This window comes from Salipaludibacillus neizhouensis (genome assembly GCF_002886185.1).
In the GTDB taxonomy this organism is placed as follows: Bacteria; Bacillota; Bacilli; order Bacillales; family Salisediminibacteriaceae; genus Salipaludibacillus; species Salipaludibacillus neizhouensis.
The window spans coordinates 389,635-409,775 of sequence record NZ_KZ614146.1 but is presented as its reverse complement, the minus strand read 5'-3'; the positions used below and the strand labels follow the sequence as shown (position 1 = coordinate 409,775).

Annotated in this window: 18 protein-coding genes; 1 reads left to right on the top strand and 17 read right to left on the bottom strand. The window is 36.8% G+C overall.

Annotated features, from left to right (window positions below):
* Window positions 1-138: 138 nt before the first annotated feature.
* From dnaI to CEF18_RS01700, 16 genes are all read right to left on the bottom strand, one after another.
* The gene (gene dnaI / locus CEF18_RS01775; protein WP_110934893.1) at window positions 139-1,080 is read right to left on the bottom strand and encodes a primosomal protein DnaI; all 942 of its coding nucleotides are present in this window, start codon (window positions 1,078-1,080) and stop codon (window positions 139-141) included.
* Window positions 1,081-2,496, bottom strand: coding sequence for a replication initiation and membrane attachment family protein (locus tag CEF18_RS01770; protein WP_110934892.1), 1,416 nt, complete (start codon window positions 2,494-2,496; stop codon window positions 1,081-1,083).
* Between the two features lie 93 nt (window positions 2,497-2,589).
* Complete coding sequence (gene nrdR, locus CEF18_RS01765; RefSeq protein ID WP_110934891.1) at window positions 2,590-3,054, bottom strand: transcriptional regulator NrdR; 465 nt, start codon at window positions 3,052-3,054, stop codon at window positions 2,590-2,592.
* Window positions 3,055-3,083: 29 nt separating this feature from the next.
* Window positions 3,084-3,494, bottom strand: coding sequence for a DUF1499 domain-containing protein (locus tag CEF18_RS01760; protein ID WP_110934890.1), 411 nt, complete (start codon window positions 3,492-3,494; stop codon window positions 3,084-3,086).
* Between the two features lie 235 nt (window positions 3,495-3,729).
* On the bottom strand, window positions 3,730-4,119 hold the full coding sequence (gene speD / locus CEF18_RS01755) for an adenosylmethionine decarboxylase (protein WP_110934889.1): 390 nt from the start codon (window positions 4,117-4,119) through the stop codon (window positions 3,730-3,732).
* 233 nt (window positions 4,120-4,352) lie between these two features.
* Window positions 4,353-5,378: a glyceraldehyde-3-phosphate dehydrogenase gene (locus CEF18_RS01750; RefSeq protein ID WP_110934888.1), complete on the bottom strand. Its 1,026-nt coding sequence runs from the start codon at window positions 5,376-5,378 to the stop codon at window positions 4,353-4,355.
* 214 nt (window positions 5,379-5,592) lie between these two features.
* Window positions 5,593-6,198 (bottom strand): dephospho-CoA kinase, encoded by a 606-nt coding sequence (gene coaE / locus CEF18_RS01745; protein ID WP_110934887.1) that lies wholly within the window; start codon window positions 6,196-6,198, stop codon window positions 5,593-5,595.
* A gap of 31 nt (window positions 6,199-6,229) precedes the next feature.
* Entirely contained in the window at window positions 6,230-6,871 is a 642-nt protein-coding gene (gene ytaF, locus CEF18_RS01740; RefSeq protein WP_110934886.1) for a sporulation membrane protein YtaF, read from the bottom strand.
* 139 nt (window positions 6,872-7,010) lie between these two features.
* Window positions 7,011-7,838: a DNA-formamidopyrimidine glycosylase gene (gene mutM / locus CEF18_RS01735; protein WP_110934885.1), complete on the bottom strand. Its 828-nt coding sequence runs from the start codon at window positions 7,836-7,838 to the stop codon at window positions 7,011-7,013.
* 77 nt (window positions 7,839-7,915) lie between these two features.
* A complete protein-coding gene (gene polA, locus CEF18_RS01730) occupies window positions 7,916-10,546 on the bottom strand; it encodes a DNA polymerase I (protein ID WP_110934884.1) in 2,631 nt (876 codons plus the stop codon).
* Window positions 10,547-10,874: 328 nt separating this feature from the next.
* Window positions 10,875-12,659, bottom strand: coding sequence for a two-component system histidine kinase PnpS (gene pnpS / locus CEF18_RS01725; RefSeq protein WP_110934883.1), 1,785 nt, complete (start codon window positions 12,657-12,659; stop codon window positions 10,875-10,877).
* The gene (locus tag CEF18_RS01720) at window positions 12,652-13,368 is read right to left on the bottom strand and encodes a response regulator transcription factor (protein WP_110934882.1); all 717 of its coding nucleotides are present in this window, start codon (window positions 13,366-13,368) and stop codon (window positions 12,652-12,654) included. The genes pnpS and CEF18_RS01720 overlap by 8 nt, the downstream gene beginning before the upstream one ends.
* Window positions 13,369-13,827: 459 nt before the next feature.
* Window positions 13,828-14,766 carry a malate dehydrogenase gene (gene mdh / locus CEF18_RS01715; protein WP_110934881.1) on the bottom strand — a complete coding sequence of 313 codons (939 nt, stop codon included), beginning with the start codon at window positions 14,764-14,766 and terminating at the stop codon, window positions 13,828-13,830.
* Window positions 14,767-14,981: 215 nt separating this feature from the next.
* Window positions 14,982-16,247 carry an NADP-dependent isocitrate dehydrogenase gene (gene icd / locus CEF18_RS01710; RefSeq protein ID WP_110934880.1) on the bottom strand — a complete coding sequence of 422 codons (1,266 nt, stop codon included), beginning with the start codon at window positions 16,245-16,247 and terminating at the stop codon, window positions 14,982-14,984.
* Window positions 16,248-16,335: 88 nt separating this feature from the next.
* Window positions 16,336-17,451 (bottom strand): citrate synthase, encoded by a 1,116-nt coding sequence (gene citZ, locus CEF18_RS01705; protein ID WP_110934879.1) that lies wholly within the window; start codon window positions 17,449-17,451, stop codon window positions 16,336-16,338.
* A 384-nt stretch (window positions 17,452-17,835) separates the two neighbouring features.
* Window positions 17,836-18,306 (bottom strand): DUF441 domain-containing protein, encoded by a 471-nt coding sequence (locus tag CEF18_RS01700; RefSeq protein ID WP_110934878.1) that lies wholly within the window; start codon window positions 18,304-18,306, stop codon window positions 17,836-17,838.
* Window positions 18,307-18,502: 196 nt separating this feature from the next.
* Between CEF18_RS01700 and ytvI the strand changes: the two genes are divergently transcribed.
* Window positions 18,503-19,612: a sporulation integral membrane protein YtvI gene (gene ytvI, locus CEF18_RS01695; RefSeq protein ID WP_110934877.1), complete on the top strand. Its 1,110-nt coding sequence runs from the start codon at window positions 18,503-18,505 to the stop codon at window positions 19,610-19,612.
* 97 nt (window positions 19,613-19,709) lie between these two features.
* Here the strand turns inward: ytvI and CEF18_RS01690 are convergent, their stop codons facing one another.
* Window positions 19,710-20,123 carry an FxsA family protein gene (locus CEF18_RS01690; protein WP_110934876.1) on the bottom strand — a complete coding sequence of 138 codons (414 nt, stop codon included), beginning with the start codon at window positions 20,121-20,123 and terminating at the stop codon, window positions 19,710-19,712.
* Window positions 20,124-20,141 lie beyond the last annotated feature (18 nt).

Genomic DNA, 20,141 nt, shown 5'->3' with positions numbered 1-20,141 from the left:
CATTCTCAAAACTGTACACTATTGTTTTATCGTAACATAAAACTGGGTATTTTTGCTTTAATTTTGCCCTCTTAGAAGTTGTAATTTTAATCTCATTCAAGGCAAAACTGATCGATTTGCCTTTCACTTAGCTCGGATTTATCGTTGATTCCGCTTGTTTTCGCCTTTCATATCAATTACTTCATTTAAATGTTTTACGCGTTCTAAAATACGCCTCGCCTTTAATTGATCAACTTTTTCAACACCACCTCTTTGCGTGGAAGAGAGATGTATCTCTAATTCACTTAAATCAAAGTTTGACGTAAAGATTGTCGGGAGTTTTTCCATCATCCGGAACTGTAATATAGCCCCTAAAATATCATCTCGGATCCAGTTTGACATGGTTTCCGCACCAATATCATCCATAATTAGAACAGGTGCTCTTTTGACCATATCCATTTTCCCTTGATATGAACCATCAGAAATCCCATTTTTCAGTTCACGAAAAAAGTCCGGCGTATACACAATCATCGTTGTTACTTCTTCGTCGGCTAAATAATTAGCGATTGCTCCGACAAGAAATGTTTTTCCCACACCAAATGGCCCGTGAATATAAAGGCCTTGACCGTCTTCCCCAGGATTGACTGATGCACAAAAAGCCATCGCCTTTGTAAAAGCGTTTGTCCTCGATGAATTGTCTTCATGAAAATCATCGAAGCTTACTTGCGTCATTTCTTTCGGTAGGTAAAGACTTTGCACAAAAGAAGCTTGTCTCTTTCGCTCCTCATCTTTTTTCTTCAATGAACAAGGTTTATATTGATTTTGAATTTCCCCGCGGTAAACATTCAAATCTGGTTGAAATCCTTGAATTAAGTTTGGACAGGCCTCTAGTCCGGGACATTGATCACAGTTGTTCCACTGTTGAGTAAATTGATAAAGTTCGTTGATTCCTTTTTCTATATTTTCATTAGTCATTTCCGGATTTTTATCGAGAAATAATTTAATACGATGGTTTTGCAACGTATTCTTCTTCAGTTGTTCAAATCGTTTTTCAAAACGGCCACCTGAAAACTGTTTTATTGACTGCTCAATGGAATCCATTTACGATTCCCCCTTTTGCTGCTTCTTCTTTTTTAACATTTCACGAAATTTCGCGGCTTCCTGCTTTGCCTTTTCCAAGTCTTCATCTGAACCTTGGTTCTTTTGCCAACCTTCTTCGTCTTTCATCCATTTCGGAAGAGGTTCTTGTTTTACCGCTCCCGCATAGGCTGTTTTATTAGCATAAGCAGGTTGAGGATTCTTTTTAAACTCTTTGCTTTTTTGATTTTCTTTTTTAGCCAGTTCCATTGCTTCCTTCACTGTACGAATCTTTTTTCGTTTCCAATGATTAGCTATCTTGAAGGCAAGAGCTTTAGATAGTTTTTGATCATTCACCCTGAAAATATAATCTAGCAATACGTTAACAACACCTGGAGATAGCTTATATTCAAAGATCAGCTTTTCAATAATATCCATGTCACCTTCGTAGATCTTCGCTCCATCATTTAATTCTTCTAAATATTCGATCGGCGCCGTTGATTCAAAATAGAGGATAGTATGCTCTTCCTGCGTTTTAGGAGGTCCCGTGAAGCTTTTTTCCGTGTCACTTTGTTTCCTTAACCCTAACCTTGGCGGTTCATCCTTTTCGTTCATACGATACCTGCGCTTCGCCTGTTCCCGCAACTGTTCCACATCTAATTGATCTGTATGCAACATCGCATCTTGAACCATATTCGCCATATCCCTGGGCTCTAATTTATACATAAAGGCTAATTGATAGATTAACCGTTGACTGGTTTCTTTCTCTACTTCTTCCTTTGGAACAAAAGTAGGCAAATATGCTAGTAATTGTTGAAAATCAAATTCTTCCTCTGACATAGAATAAGAGGGTTTTTCACTATTCTGTCCTAATAGTGGCACCTCAGAGAAAAGATTATCACTCATTTCCGAAGATCCACTTCTTATTTCTGATGGGTGGATCGAGGTGAAAACTTGATTAAAACCTTGCGTCACGTTTTCTAACCCTTCTGTCACTACATCATTTATTTGAAAATACGCCCGCAATTCACGATATTGTTCTTTACTGCCAATTTTATTATAAAGAAAAACACTTAAGAGGTCATCATGAAAAAACGCTGCCGGATTCATAGGTGAATGAATATAATAATAATAAACATATTCTTCTTCTTCTTTCTTCCGGAAAACGGTTAATAATCCTAACGCTTCTAATTTCTTTCGTTCTGAAAAAAGAAGGTCCAAGTGCTGTCCTGTAAAGGTCATTAAAGACTTATGAGTTCTTTCGATTTTTTTATCAGCCTGTTTTTGCACGTCTAAAGAAAGAGTCATATACAAGCTATAAGCTACAGAACCAATTAGTGGCTGGTAAAGTAACGTTAATACATCATGATCCCATGTGTGTATACTATCTCTCATAAAAGCAACATAACGATTTGAAGGCAATACCTCTTTCCAATGCATTGTTATTTCACCTAATCCTTTTAAAGGCTCTGTTCATGATAAATTATGTTAAAGTAGCGAAAAATGGAGCTTTTATGCTCCATTCTAATGAATCTATTTCTTATTTTCACGGTCAATAAGATCTTTTAATTCATCAACAAATACGTTTATGTCTTTAAACTGACGGTAAACGGAGGCGAACCTGACATAAGCCACATCATCAATAACTACTAAAAACTCCATTACTTTTTCGCCAATCTGATGACTGCTAACTTCAGAATATCCTTGATTACGAAGATCTCTTTCAACATCTTCAGCAATAATTTCCAGTTTCTCCAAAGGAACCGGACGTTTTTCACAAGCACGAATCAAACCCCTTAATAGCTTTTCGCGATTGTATTCTTCTCTGTTTCCATCTTTTTTCACGACAATTAAAGGTGTTTGTTCCACTCTTTCGAATGTAGTAAAACGATAGCCACAGTCCTCACACTCTCTCCGGCGTCGAATCGAACGGCTCTCATCACTTGGTCTTGAGTCTAAAACCCTTGTTCCATTGTGTTGGCAACTAGGACATTTCATGTGGCACACACCTCGTTTCTATCACTGTCTTACTCCTTGGTTAATTTGTCTCCTAGACTTGTCCCAACGAAAGGCAACCTTGAATCAAGTTCCTTATATAATTCCCGAATCAATTTACCACTGTAACCAAAATCAGTAAATATGATGGTATCCGTAGATACTGAAAAATCAATGGCGGTCCTGAAAGGTCGAACCATGATCACTGTGACAACCATAAATGCTTTTTTGCCTTTTTTGATACGAACGATGACTTCCCCATGTTCCTCTGAAATAGAAGCAACTTCATAGCCTTGCTTGGCACCAAACATTACCTCTAATTCTTTTATAACTTTATCCTTTGTCGTTTTATAATAGTGTGTTTTCAGTGTTTCATCAAAATGGTTTTCTTTTGTTTCCGTACCCGAACTGAAAATCTTATTTATTGTGTCTTTAAAACCCATTTATCATCCCACCTTATCACCTTAAGCATAGCAAGAAATAAAGAAATCTTCAATTGAAAATGTATACATTGTCATGGTAGTTATTATGAATGAGATACTATTTTTCCAGATTGTGTCGAAAACTAGGATATTTATATAGAATGTGAAAAACGCGTAGCGTCTTTTATTTAGAATTTCTTACCTTTAAACAAAAAAACAACGCCTTGTCCATTTACGAACAAAGCGCCGTTTTTAATTAAGAATAAGCTTGCACTACTTTGCTTTCTCCAACTCGAATTGGGCCCATGCCTCTTGGCACCTCTACAACTTCGGTTGTTTTTGCACTTAAAGCTTTGGAAATGTATTCGGAAGCTATATTTGGATCTATTCGATCTCCACACGTATATACATCTATACTAGCGTACCCGTGCTCCGGAAAACTGTGAATTGTTAAATGTGATTCACTAATAATGACAACTCCACTTACTCCATAAGGAGCAAATTTATGAAATGCCACTTCCCTTACCTCGGCGCCCGCTTCTAAAGCTGCATCAACGAATAATCTTTCGATATACTCAATGTTATTTAATTTGTCTATGTCACAACCCCATAATTCTGCGATAATGTGACGGCCCATTGTTTCCATTATAAATCCCCCTTTTCCATATTAAAAAATCATGCCTTCAAATACATGCAGGAATCAATATTACTGGGGGAAAGTTAGTCCAGAGAGGTCCTAACCCTTTAAGTAATCCAGATCCCTTCTGTTACTTTAAAAACGAAGTTCACGGATGAAATTATACTTTGTTTGAAGGTCTTTTGCAAATGATTTTTTTACAGAAAAGGAGAAAACAGATCCTTTTGTAACGATTAAAGGCGTTAAGAAACGTAATTTTTAGATTTTAATTGGAGGCTATTCCCAATATATTTTGTTAAATCAACAATTCTACACGAGTATCCCCATTCATTATCATACCATGCCAGAACTTTTAGAGTTTTATCATGCATTATCGTGCTAAGACCATCAACAATGGAGGAATGCTCATTTCCATTAAAATCTGTAGAAACTAGTGGCTCATCTGTAAAAGACATAATACCTTTCATTGAATCTTCAGCTGCTGCTCTCAAGACTTCGTTCACCTCTTGTGCAGATGTCTTTTTGTTAACGTTTACCACTAAGTCAACTAACGATACATTTGGAGTCGGTACTCGTAAGGCCATACCATGAAGTTTCCCTGCCATTGCAGGGAGAACCTTACCAATTGCTTTTGCAGCTCCAGTAGTTGTAGGGATGATCGACTGACCACATGCCCGAGCTCTTCTTAGATCCTTGTGTGGATTGTCAATATTCCGTTGATCATTTGTATAGGAATGAATAGTTGTCATCATTCCAGACTCAATTTCAAAAGCATCATTTAACACGCTTACTACAGGTGCAAGGCAGTTTGTCGTACAAGAAGCATTAGATACTATATGATGCCGATAAGGCAAGTAGTCTTGATGATTCACTCCAAAAACAATTGTCAGATCTTCATCTTTACTAGGTGCGGTTATGATGATTTTCTTAGCCCCTGCTTCAATATGCATAGCAGCATCTTTTTTCGTCGTAAACATCCCCGTCGCTTCAATTACAATATCTATGTCTAACTCTCTCCATGGTAATTCTCTTGGATCTCTGTTTTGGCTGAGATTGATACGGCAGCCATTTAGTAAAAGGTGCTCTCCATCTCTCTCGATATTCTTCTTAAACGGACCATGCACCGTATCATATTTAATTAAATGCACCAACGTTTCTGCAGGATATAGAGCATTTATTGCTACAACCTCAATCCCACTTTCTTCAGAGCACTTCCGAAAAACCATACGACCTATTCTTCCAAATCCATTAATAGCAACACGAATCATTAAGCATCCCTCCGAATCATATGTGTTATACTAATAACCTAATTACTGCTTTATAGTATAACATATATTATTAAAAATCTGCCATTTTGTTTGTTTTAATTTATTCTTTTCTATATAATTGCTTTGTTTTAAAATAATTGTTTGTTTCAGAAAAAACCGTGAACGATATTTTTTCAAACTAGTAGCCTAAATAATGAAAAAAGGAGAAAGCAAATTAGCCCTCTCCTTTCTGCAACTTATGTAAAAGTTTCTTCACTTGAAGCTCTGTTTCAGAAAAACTTCCTGAATTATCAATAATATATGATATACGTTCATCTTTCTTTTTTTCCGTTATTGGAATTTGAGATCGTATTCGGTAGTTAGCCTCTTCTTCCGTGTAATTGTTTCGCTCTTCCAATCTTGTCCGTTGGATTTCTTCCGGAACAAACACAAGCACCACTTTATCTGTTAAATAAAACAGGTTACTTTCAATAAGCAAAGGGATATCTAAAATAATAATAGGATATCCCTTTCGCTCTAATTGTTCCGCTTGATCTTTCATGTTGGCTCGAACAGAAGGATGGACGATCTCGTTTAACTTTTTTCTCATATCATCGTTTTTAAAAACGATTTCACCTAGTTTTGCACGGTCAATCGTTTTATCTTCTTTTAAGATTTCCTGTCCAAATGCTAAAACAATCTCCTCATAGGCTTCTTTTCCGGGAGTAACTACTTCCCGGGCTACTAAATCCGCGTCAATAACCGGGATTCCTTCTTTTTTGAAGAGGTTTGATACGGTACTTTTACCGGTCGCAATTCCACCCGTTAACCCAATTATCATAATGCCTTTCCTCCTTAGTTTTTAACTAGGTCTAAATTTTCCAAAGCCCAAGAATGATAAGTAAAAGGCCTGGTAAAAAGGTAAGTCCATTTATGTTGGAAGATGCCATTAGTTTTTCGCCACTTAGTTTCCCTAACGTTAAGAATAACCCGCACATGAACGCTACACTTACAGCTAGTATGAGTGGAGACACACCAAGCAAAGCCGCACCTAACCCTGCACCAAAAGCATCCAATGATAGAGCGATCCCTAAAAGAACAGCTTCAGCCCCGGTAATGGAGCCCGAATCATCTAAATCTGCTTCCATAGGTTTACGTAAAATACGAATAACAATACCCAACTGTTTTAATTCAACATTCACGACCATCTTCTCTTCACTAATACCTTTTTTCTTAGTGACCGAATGATGTCGAAAAACTTGGAACATTGCAAACATCCCAATTCCTATTAAAAGAAACCCTCCAAGTCTTTCCGCAGCTGCTACAGACAAATAGCCACCAACACTTACTCCGACCCACATTGCTAATAACACAGATGCTGCGGAACATCCCATTATAGATAGTATGGAGATAAACGGTAGTTTCATCTTTCTCAATCCGTATGTTACGCCTACCCCGAAGCTATCTAAACTAACTGCAAATGCTAATATTAAAATGGGCAACCATTCAACCATGGTAAGAACTCCTTTCGCATACTAAGTACTAAGCTACGTTAGTATATGGCAGGAGCCCATCCAATGTACTTGGGCGTAAATGAATTTATAAAGGAACTAGATTTTACTCTAATTAGCTACAAGCACGTTTTGCTTAAAATTAACTCGGCTGGCAGATTGGACACGTATGCGTACCTCTGCCTCCAACCACAGTCCTTATGATCGAAGTATCGCAATCATGACACGGTTCTCCCTTACGTCCGTAAACATGAAGGCTTTGCTGAAACATTCCCATTTGACCTTGTCCGTTGACATAAGACTTTATTGAAGAACCTCCCATATCAACAGCTGCCTGAAGGGTGCCTCTAATCGCAATGTATAAACGTTCACATTCTGTAATGGTTACATTACTAGCTGGTTTCTCAGGATGGATTCTTGCTTGAAAGAGTGCTTCATCAACATAAATATTGCCTAGTCCTACTAAAATTGTCTGATCCAACAGTGCTGATTTTACTGCCCGGTTCGTGCGGTGCAGTTTAGCAAATAAGTCTTCCTTGGAAAATTCACTCGTCAATGGTTCTGGTCCTAGCTGGGACAATGGCAGTCTCTCTAATTCAGTTCCAATCGGAAACAAGTGCATCGTTCCAAATTTCCTGACATCTCCGTATCTTAATTCCTTTCCACTCTTAAAGCGAAAACGCACATGAGTATGTGGCGCTACTTCTTCCTCACATGGATACACTCCATATTTCCCTTCCATCCTCAAATGAGAAACCAATGTATAATCATCCAAGTATATGAGTAGAAACTTTCCTCTTCTTGCAATGGATCTAATCGTCTGTCCTGCTAACATTATCTTAAATTCCTGAACATCATCGGGATGTTTAATCATCTTTGGCCAGCCTACTTCAACTGATTCAATGGTTTCATCTATTACTAATTCAGCTAACGTCCGTTTCACTGTTTCTACTTCTGGTAATTCAGGCATTTCTGTCACCTTCTCTAATAGCTTCTAAGTTCCATTCAAGGGTTTTTACGTTTTGAACAAAACAAAGGTTATTTTTCTTATTTTGCATCATACCATGTTGCACCATACGAGACATCTGCTACTAGTGGAACATTCAGCTTTACAGCGTTTTCCATAACATCTAAAACAATCTTGTTCATTTTTTCTATTTCTTTTTCTGGAACTTCAAAAATAAGTTCATCGTGCACTTGTAATAGTAAGGTCGAATCCATTTGCTCTTTTTCTAATCTTTCTGCCATATCTACCATCGCTTTTTTGATAATATCCGCTGCACTTCCTTGTATAGGCGTGTTCATCGCTGTTCTTTCTGCAAAACTTCGCAGATTGAAATTACGGCTCGTAAGTTCAGGCAAATATCGTCTGCGATTAAGCATCGTTGTTACAAACCCTTTTTCTCGAGCTTCTTCCACAACGTTCTCCATATAATCTTTCACTCCAGGATAGCTTTCAAAGTAACGCTCAATAAACACCTTTGCTTTTTTACGAGTAATACCAAGGTTTTGTGAAAGTCCATAATCACTAATTCCATAAACAATACCAAAGTTCACAGCCTTTGCTGTTCGTCTCATATTACTTGTAACATCTTCAGCACTAACCTCAAAAACGTCCATCGCTGTTTTTGTATGAATGTCGATACCCTCACTAAAGGCTTGAACAAGGTTTTCATCTTTCGATATATGAGCCAGTACTCTTAGCTCAATTTGAGAATAGTCTGCCGCCAAAATATAGGAGCCTTTCTCTTCAGCCACAAAAGCATGACGTATTTTTCTCCCCTCTTCCAAGCGAATCGGAATATTCTGCAGATTTGGTTCAGTAGAACTTAGTCTGCCTGTTTGTGTTAGTGACTGATTAAAAATCGTGTGAATTTTTCCTGTTTTCTGGTGAACTACTTTTAACAATCCTTCTATATACGTTGAGTTTAGTTTTCCTAACTGCCGGTAGTGAAGGATAAGAGGAATCATTTCATGCTGGTCCTTCAACTGCTCTAATACCTCAGCAGATGTGGAATATCCTGTTTTCGTTTTCTTAACCACGGGCAATTGAAGCTTATCGAAAAGAATTTCTCCAAGTTGTTTCGGTGAGTTGATATTAAATTCCACGCCTGCAAGCTGATGAATTTCTGATTCCATTTTATCCAATTTCCCAACAAGCACTTCACCCATGTTTTCCAGTTCTTCTTTATCGATAGTTACACCATTCATCTCCATGTGTCCTAAAATAATGGATAGTGGCATCTCTAATTGCTCAAACAATTCCTGCTGCTCATTTTCCTGAAGTTCTTTTATCAAGTCATGTTTCAAATCAAGCACTGCCGCGGCTTTTCTTCCGATGTGCTGAGCCAATATCTCATTTACCGGTACTTGTCGTTTCTTTCCTTTTCCATAGATTACTTCATCAGTTTGTACTTTAAGGCTTTGTTTTCGATTCGCTATATCAGCCATTTCATGAGAGCTTGCTGAAGGGTCAATCAAATAAGAGGCTATTTGCACGTCAAAGACAACCCCATCTAGTCGAATGTCTTGCCAGCCTAATAACGCCACTCCTCGTTTTGCATTAAAGATATATTTTTCTTTGTCAGGATCCGCTGCCCAATTTTTGAATACGTCACTTTCCATCGCAACCTCCGCTGGGAAATAAAACGCTCCATTTTCATTCACAACAGATAGCCCAATAATTTCAGCTTGATGATAGTTCTCTCCTAGTGCTTCAATAACGAGAGCAGATGGACTGATTAACATGTCATCTGTTACTTCTTCCACTAATTGAATATCCATATCCTCTATCTCTTCTTGAGCAACTGCTTCACCAGAACCGATACGATCTAATAAAGAGGCAAATTCTAACTCTTTAAATAGCTCTATTAATTTTTCTTGATTTCTTTCTCCCAGTTCCAACGCATCTAGCTTCACATCAACAGGAGCATCAATCATGATCGTTGCAAGCTCTTTACTCATAAAAGCTTGTTCCTTGTTTTCAGTTAAGTTTTCTTTTAGTTTTTTTCCGGAAATTTCGTCAAGTGATTCATATACACCTTCAACTGTCTTATACTGTTTCAAGAGCTTAAGAGCTGTTTTTTCTCCAACTCCCGGTACACCGGGAATATTATCGGAACTATCACCCATTAACCCTTTCATATCAATAATTTGGTTAGGTGTGATTCCATATTTTTCATCGACTAAAGATAAATCGTATGTATCTACATTCGTGATGCCTTTTTTAGTTAAGGAAACATGCACTTTATCTGTAACGAGTTGCAGTAAATCTTTATCACCAGTGTAAATCTTCACATCCCAATCTGGGTCTTTTGCAGTTTGAGTAGAGAGTGTTCCAATAATATCATCTGCTTCATAATTAACAACTTCAAAGTGCTGGATATTAAAAGCTTTAAGCAAATCTCTCATTACTGGTAACTGTTCAGAAAGTTCGGGCGGAGTTTTCTGTCTCGTCCCTTTATACTCTTTAAACGTCGAGTGACGGAACGTCGTTTTTCCCGCATCAAATGCCACCAGCATATGAGTCGGTTGTTCGTCTTCCAATATTTTCAACAGCATCGTCGTAAAACCGTAAATAGCATTTGTATAGACACCTTTATTGTTATTCAATAACGGTAACGCGAAAAAAGCTCGATATGCAATACTGTTTCCATCAATTAAAATTAATTTTTTCATTTTTTAACCCCTTTTCTGTTCCTATTCCGTAATGCTATTTTATCACGAAAGCTTCTAGAAGAACAAAAGCTAGTGTGATCTTTCAGTCCCTCGAGTAGCACCTATGAATTACGTCCAGGTTTCTCAAAAGGAAGGGTCAGTTTTCGTTGACATGAGTGGCGTAAAGAAGACTGCCTTCTAATATTTAATGAAAAAAGAACAAAAACTCTTGGAGAGCTTTTGTTCCTGTCAAAGGGGTGTGAAACTAATGACTCCTTTAGTATAGGTTGAAATGTTTAAGATAACATCGTGCACGTGTAAAGATTTTATTAACGTCCATTCCTATCAATCACATACTTTTTGATTCTTTTTTTTCTTTTAAAATGACCAAACGAAAAACGGTTCCTCTGCCTATATCACTGTCTACGGAAAGCTTTGCACCATGAGCTTCAGCTAAATGTTTAACAATGGCAAGACCTAGTCCTGTCCCACCGGAATTTCTGCTTCTAGCTCGCTCTACTCGATAAAAACGCTCGAATATTCGTGGGATCTCTTTTTTATTAATTCCAATTCCAGTATCTTCTACTTCCATTAGTACCGTTTCAGCCTGTTCCTTTACTCGGATTGTGATGACACCTTCTTCAGGTGTATAAGCTATCGCGTTAACAATCAGGTTAATAAGTACTTGCTTCAAACGATGAGGATCAGCTTCTACCCAAGTATCCCCTAGTATTTTTGTTTCAATTCTCATTTTTTTAACGATGGCTTTATCATTTAGAATCAAAAGAACATCAGCAACTAATGACTCAATATTAACTTTCTGCCAATTAAGTTGAAAATGATCTCCTTCTATTTTTGATAACTCCAGTAAATCTGAGATTAATCCTTCTAATCTTTCTGATTCATTGGCTATGATTGTTAAGAATTTTTTACGCAGCTTTTCATCATTCATAGCACCATCCAGCAAGGTTTCCGTAAAACCTTTTAGCGATGTTACTGGAGTTTTTAGTTCATGCGAAACGTTAGCAACAAAATCCTTTCTAGCCTGTTCTAACTTTTTTAACTCCGTAACGTCATGGAAAACCAACACAATACCCTTTAGCTTTTCATCATGTCCAATTATCGGGGCCCCATGAACATCAACATGGCGGAAATATATGCCAACAGGAATTTTTATTTGCCGACGAGTTCTTTTTTCCGATAAAAATATTTCCTGAATGAACTTGTTAACGTATTTATGTTTAATTACTTTATAATAGAGATTATTTTTCCACTGATCTGTATTCTCATCAAATATATCTTTGCAAGATCGGTTGACGAGAGTAATGTCTCCTTTTGTGTTAATCAAAATGAGCCCACTACCCATGTTCTCAATTAACGTTTCCAATCTTTCTTGTTGGATTTCATACGTATTTGTTATTTGTTGAAGATTCTCTGCAAGAACATTTATAGATCGGTTTAACTCCCCTGTTCGGTAATCAGAAACATCAAACGTTCTTGCTTGAAAATTCCCTTTTGCAAGTTCATTAGAAACTCTTCTTGCTTCTTCCACTGGTTTTACCATCTGATTTGTAATCTTGGTTGTTAAAAGAACAATAATGACAAATGCAAGAAAAAATGAAACTATTAGGAGCGTCCAAATACTTTGATACACCGAATTTAGTTCATCCATAGCTAAACTTAAACGAAGATAACCCTTTACTTCTCCATTATCCTCTAAGGGAATAGCATAATAAAGCAACTCTTCATTAACCGTATTACTAACCCTCACAGATCGTCCTGCAGCACCGTTTTTGATCACTTCTTGTATTTCCGGTCTCGATAGTCTATTGTCTTGATCTTCGAGATTACCTGTACTTTCCGCCAATGCTTCGCCTTCCGCATCTATGATCGTGATACGAATATCTAATCGTTCCGCTAACTCAATGACTGTATTTTGTAAAACTTCTGTCTCATTCAACTCAATGTCTTCTATGTGATAAGCGATGACTAATGATTCTTTTGCAATTCGGTCGTTCATACCTTCTAAGTAAAAATCTTTAAATAGTGGGCCTAATATAGCACCTAAGCTTGCAAGTACAATTAGGATAATCAACGAAAGTGGTAAAATAAGTCTATATTTATAACTACTCATGTTTTGGCGGATCCTCTAATTTATAGCCTAATCCTCTAATCGTTTTTATATAAACCGGCTTTTTCGTATTTGGTTCTATTTTTTCCCGTAAGTGACTAATATGAACATCGACAATTCTAGTATCGCCGACAAATTCATAATTCCACACAGCATTTAATAGCTGGTCTCGCGTGAGAACTCTTCCCATGTTATTCACTAAATAAACAAGCAACTCAAATTCCTTAGGAGTAAGTTCTAACGGCTCATCTTTTAAATATACCTCGTAATTTTCGGGAAATATATTTACATCACCTATGGTCAATTTAAGGGATTTGACTTCCGTTTCATTTGTGGAGGACTGCTTCCCTGAACGTCTTAATATCGCTCTCACTCTAGCAACTACTTCTCTTGGACTGAATGGTTTTGTTAAATAATCATCTGCTCCTAGCTCGAGTCCAAGAACTTTATCAAACTCATCGTCTTTTGCAGTTAGCATAAGTATAGGTGTCATTATTTTGTTTTGCCTTAACTCTTTGCACACTTCTAGTCCATCGATTTCTGGAAGCATAAGATCTAAAATAATTAAATCGTAAGCATTCTGCATCGCTTTTTCAAGTCCCAACTTCCCATCCATGGCCGTAGTAACTTGAAAACCTGCTTGCTCAAGATTAAATTGAAGTAATGTCAAAATGGATTCTTCATCATCTACAATTAGTAGTTTTTGTGCCATTTCCGTTCCCCCCAGATTGCTTTCTCTGATAATTCATCAAAGCTATTTATCACATTTTTAGTGACACTGTCTTTTTTATCTTACTACAAATAGCACCTTTCACAAAGATTTCTTTTGAATAATTCCCAATTTTTTCATTCTTAATTGTATGCAATGTAAGTCATATTTTTAAAGTTGAATGGTTTGAATCATAAAAACGCGTAGCGCCTTTTATGATGTACAGCGTGATCTTTCGCCACCACGAGTAGCACCTATGTATTGCGTGTAGGTGCTAGTTGCTAAAAAAAAGCCCCATCTTTGTGATGAAGCCATTCCTCCTATTTACCTCTTTTTACTACTTGATCAGCTACATTTAATCCTAAAATTTTTTTATCTATAATCTTCTCGGCCGGTCTAAACCTACACTAGCTTATCTCATAAAAAAAATCCGATATATTATCGGATTTCTTAAAGGAAAACTTATTTCACAAGTTTCATTACTTCTTTAACAGAATCTACAGACTTATCAAGAGAAGCTTTTTCATCCTTGTTTAAATCGATTTCGAATATCTTCTCAATACCATCTCCACCAATGACAGTCGGAACACCTAGATAAAGATCTTGATAACCATATTCACCTTCTAGATAGGCAATAGTAGGGAGAATACGTTTCTTATCTTTCAGGATTGCCTCTACCATTTGTACAATAGATGCTGCAGGAGCGTAATAGGCACTTCCATTACCCAGAAGATTAACTATTTCTCCTCCACCTTTACGAGTACGTTCTACAATAGCATCTAAACGCTCTTTGGAAATTAAGTTTTCTAAAGGAATACCTCCAGCAAAACTGTATCGTAACATAGGTACCATATCATCACCATGACCACCTAAAACGAAACCAGTTACATCTTCCACAGAAACATTAAGTTCTTGTGCAACAAAAGTATTGAATCGGGCCGTATCTAATACCCCAGATTGTCCGATAACACGATTTTTAGGGAACCCTGATTCTTTGAATACTGTGTACGTCATTGCGTCAACAGGATTTGTAAGAACGATAATGAAACAATCCGGTGAGTATTTTACAATTTCCTTTGTAACGCTCTTCATAATACCTGCATTCGTACTAACGAGGTCATCACGACTCATCCCGGGTTTTCTAGGGATTCCGGCTGTAATAACAACGATATCAGAATCAGCAGTGTCTTTATAATCAGAAGTACCAACGATATTAGAATCAAATCCTTGGACAGGGCTAGCTTCGAGCATGTCTAAAGCTTTCCCTTTCGTTGGATCCTCGCTTTGTGGAATATCCACTAGAACAATATCTCCCAGTTCTTTTTGAGCAGCCATTAATGCCGTAGTCGTCCCAGTGAAACCGCCACCAACAACAGTTATTTTTCTACGTTTAATTGTCATCTCTATCGCACTCCTCTTCTTATTACGTTTATTATGAAAGAAGTCTTTAAACAGGTTATAACCATAAAATCTCACATCAATGCATGAGTAGCTCCTCCAGTAACAGATAATTATCTATTACTGCAGAAGCTCTTTCACACACCGGATTTATCATTGCTTATCTATAAAATCCAGCTTGTAGATAAGCAAAATTTATTTATTTTTCATTAACACTCTTACAAGTTTTTAATTAGAGCATCTCCAAATTCAGAGCACTTAACTTCTGTTGCCCCATCCATTAATCGAGCGAAATCATACGTAACAGTTTTACTTGCAATTGTTTTATCCATAGAGTTCTCAATTTTATCAGCAGCTTCTCCCCAACCAAGGTGACGAAGCATCAGTACACCCGACAAAAGCAATGAAGAAGGATTTACTTTATCTTGTCCAGCATATTTCGGTGCAGTACCATGAGTAGCTTCAAAAATCGCATGACCAGTATCGTAGTTAATGTTCGCTCCAGGAGCGATACCGATTCCACCTACTTGAGCAGCTAGTGCATCGGAAACATAATCTCCGTTAAGGTTCATCGTTGCTACAACATCAAACTCTTTTGGACGAGTTAAGATTTGTTGAAGGAAGATATCAGCAATAGAATCTTTAATGATAATTTTGCCTTCAGCTTCTGCTTCAGACTGTGCTTCATTTGCTGTATCTTTCCCTTTTTCCTCAACGATACGATCATATTCAGCCCATGTGAATACTTTGTCACCGAATTCTTTTTCAGCTAATTCATAAGCCCAAGTTTTAAAAGCACCTTCTGTAAATTTCATAATGTTTCCTTTATGAACAATCGTTACACTCTTTCGGCCTTCATCAATTGCATACTGAATAGCAGCTCTCACAAGACGATGAGTTCCTTCTTCGGAAACAGGCTTAATTCCAATTCCTGAAGTTTCCGGGAAACGAATTTTAGTAGCTCCCATTTCATTTTGTAAGAAATCAATAAGTTTTTTCACTTCATCTGTACCTTTTTGGAATTCAATTCCAGCATAGATATCTTCAGAGTTTTCACGGAAGATTACCATATCCGTATCTTGTGGTCGTTTAACTGGAGAAGGTACTCCTTCAAACCAACGAACAGGACGAACGCACGAATATAAATCAAGTTCTTGACGAAGTGCTACGTTTAACGAGCGGAATCCTCCACCAATTGGCGTAGTCAAAGGCCCTTTGATCGCGATAATATATTCACGAATTGTATCTAAAGTTTCTTCAGGTAACCATTCACCTGTTTTATTGTGTGCTTTTTCACCAGCAAGAACTTCTTTCCAATGGATCTTTTTCTCTCCGTTATAAGCTTGTTCAACTGCTGCTTCAATTACACGAGATGCAGATTTCCAGATATCTGCGCCAATTCCATCACCTTCGATATAAGGGATAATTGGTTCATTTGGTACATCTACAACACCATTGTTTACTGTAATTTTTTGTCCTGACATAAAAAAATACCTCCTATTAATTATATGTAATTAAATTATTGAGAGGAAAAGGAATAGCTCTTCCCTTCCCACCCAATTATAACATATCTTATCTGTTTTCCATTGGAATCCACTTTTGTTTATCTGGTCCTGTGTACTCAGCGCGTGGACGAATCAAACGGTTATTATCAAACTGCTCTAAAATATGAGCGATCCAACCGGACATGCGACTTACTGCAAAAATCGGTGTGAAAATATCGTGCTCAATACCGAGGCTATGATAAACGGATGCCGAATAGAAATCAACATTGGGGAGAAGTCCCTTTTCATTTGTTACAACTTCATCAATTTTCACACTCATATCATACCACTTGGATTCTCCAGTGATTTCAGTAAGTTGACGAGACATTTCTTTTAAGTGTTTCGCTCGTGGATCTCCATCTTTATATACTCTGTGACCAAATCCCATAATCTTTACTTTACGCTCTAAAGCATCTTTAATATAGGATTCTGCATTAGAAACATCACCGATTTCAGAGAGCATTGCCATTACTTGTTCATTTGCTCCACCATGAAGAGGGCCTTTAAGGGCACCAATTGCAGCGGTAATTCCAGAGTACATATCAGATAATGTAGCCACACACACTCTCGCAGTAAACGTTGAAGCGTTCAACTCATGATCGGCATGTAGAACTAATGCTTTATTGAAAGCTTTTACTGAAATATCATCAGGTTCTACTCCATTAAGCATATAAAGGAAATTAGCTGCAAAACTTAACTCTTTTTTTGGTGCTACAGGTTCTTTGCCTTTTCTAATTCTTGAGAAAGCTGTTACGATTGTTGGAATTTGTGCTTGAAGTTTGACTGCTTTTTTAAGATTAGCATCTTTGTCCTGGTTATCCGCATCCTCATCAAATAATCCTAAGTTAGATACAGCTGTTCTTAAAGCTGCCATCGGATGTACTTGATCAATCGGATAAGTTTTCATTTGCGCTAATACAGCGTCCGGAACTTTTGAAGCTGCTGCTAATTCTTTTTGGAAAGCGTCTAATTCCTCTTTATTAGGAAGTTTTTTATTCCAAAGAAGGAAAACTACTTCTTCAAAACTAGCGTGATCCGCTAAATCGTCAATGTTATACCCATTGTAAGTCAAAACTCCGTCAATTATAGAACTCACACTCGACGTAGTAGCAACTACACCTTCTAATCCTTTAGTCGTACTCATACTATCTCTCCTTTACATGAAATATAATTTTTTCTCATTTTAAGCCGGTTACTAAGGTCTAAAGAAAAATGAATCAATACTGCATTTTGAACGGTAGAATATCATTCACGCCAGTCACCTTTAAAATTCATTATCCTAAAATACTTTTGTGTAAACATTTTCTTCTATTACCGAAGAAAACTAAGCGAAAGATAATTGATAGCGGTTACGTAAATTGTTAGAAATGAAATTCAAACATTCTTCATCTTCTATGTATTTGACCTTATTCCTATCTATTATACCATTTATGAAACTTTTGTGAACGTAAACTTTCAAAACAATTAAAGATGCAGACTTATACTATTATTTTAATTTGTTTATACATTCACATTAATCCGTTGCTCTTCAACCTCCAAAAGAAGAAAAAAAATCTGCAATTCTCATTGCTAGGTAAGCAATACCAGCACCTATTAACGGTCCAACGGCAACACCATTAAAGACAGCAACTGCCAGTATTGTTCCAAATACTAACGCGACCGTAATATGAGGGTCTGATTTTAACAACTCAATGCCATTTGCAGCAATGACTGCGACTAGTATTCCAGAGGCAAGCGCAATCCAAGCATAATACGATTTCATAGCATCCTGTAGCTCCCTGAATCCAATTTCCCCGGTCACTATTGGAACCAGCACTGCAATCGTAATAATCGTAACTCCTATATTAATCCCTTTTTGTTGAGCGATGGGCAGAATTTTATCACCAAGACCACTAAATTTTACAACTAATAAAAATGTCACTGCTATGATAAGTGATTGATTTTTAGCAAACAATCCGATCGCTAAAAGAATCAACATAAATATAGTGGGCTGGCTCATCAAATTCTTCCTTTCTATTCCTACTTACTCCGATATTTTATCATATATCACTAAACAAACACATTATCTTGCATTTCCTTAATTTTAATAAAGCTTGTTTCATATCTTTATTTACCAAGCATAAAATACCATATCAAAAGAATACGCGTTATTCACGCTAGTTACGTATAAATCTTTTTAAAGGAGACAACAAATAATGAGTTCTTCACGAAGACCTATTGAATGGGGACGTGTATATATACTACTGGGAACAATGATAGGAACTGTTTTAATTATTCTTATCTCCATTATCTATTTTTACCCATTTTTAATTGCTATTGCTTTTTCATTACTGTTTCTCCCTTTCGTAAACTATTTAGAGAATAACTGGAACTGGAATCGTACGAGTGCTACTTTGATCATTATTAGTATTTTTATCTTAATTTTTCTAGCTCTGACCACTTTTATAATCGCTGAATTTGTACAAGGGTTATCCCATTTGATGAAAATATTACCCCCCCATATAGAAGAGAGTACAGAAGTGATACATCTTTGGATAGATAATGTTATTCTGCCCTTCGTTACCGATTTAACAAAATTTTCTGCAGGATTGGCAACAGATACTAGAGCAACGATAGATTTATCCCTTGATCAGCTGTTTAGTAATGCAGGAAATCAAATTGGGGAGTTGATACAATACGTACTAGCTAAACTGCGGAATTTTTTTATTTCTCTTCCTCATGCTTTTGCTATGATCTTATTTTCTTTACTTGCGTCTTTCTTTATAACGAAAGACTGGCCTCGTCTGATGTATTTTATTGATAAGTACCTTCCTCTAAAAGTGAATCACCTTACAAATAATGTTTTTCACGAATGGAAAAAGGCAATGGGAAGCTATTTATTAGCACAAGCCACTCTAGTTATCATTACTGGTTTGATCGTGTTAGTAGGTTTGTTAATTTTAAAAGTTGAATATGCTTATACAACCGCCCTTCTGCTTGCCCTGGTTGATATTGTTCCTTATGTAGGGACAGGGATTATATTTATACCTTGGATTATTTTTTCTTTTTTCAATGGTAGTTGGAGCATGGCGATTGGTCTGTCTATTCTTTACGGAGTAGTCGTTGTCCAGAGGCAAGTGTCCGAGCCAAAATTGATCGCCCATCATATGGGAATGCCTACACTACTCCTTTTATTTACGATGTTTGCTTGTTATCAATTTCTGGGTTTTATCGGGGTTCTGTTCGGTCCATTTCTGTTAATGATTATTCAATCATTTATTAGAGCAAACGTTTTACAAGAAATATATTATTTTATTCGTCCTTAGTGACTATTATCTTAGAGAAACATGGCAGTATTATCTAACTTAACACTTATATATATTCTCAATTAAAAAAGCCTCAAGTTACTAACTTGAGGCTTTTTTAGCGTTTTCTATTCCAGGGATTGTTAGAAACAAAAACAACATTTCCTGATTTCATTGCTCTTTGTATGAATTTTAGCAAGAAGCCCTTGAAAACAGCCCTTGTTTGTGGAATTAATAGAAAAAAACCGATTGCATCTGTGATAAAGCCTGGAGTTAATAAAACAACTCCTCCAACTAGAATACAAATACCATCTAACAAGACTCCGCTAGGCATCTGACCTTGAGAAGCCTGCATTTGAGCTGTCCTAATAGCATTCAAACCTTCTTTCTTAGCTAACGTAGCACCAAGAATTCCGGTAAGGATGATTAAAATAATCGTCATTGGAATACCGATCACATTCCCTGAAAGTATTAATACAAAAATTTCCAAAGCAGGAACTACGATTAAAAGTAACAAAAATATTTTACCCATTGTTTTCTTCCTTTCAAT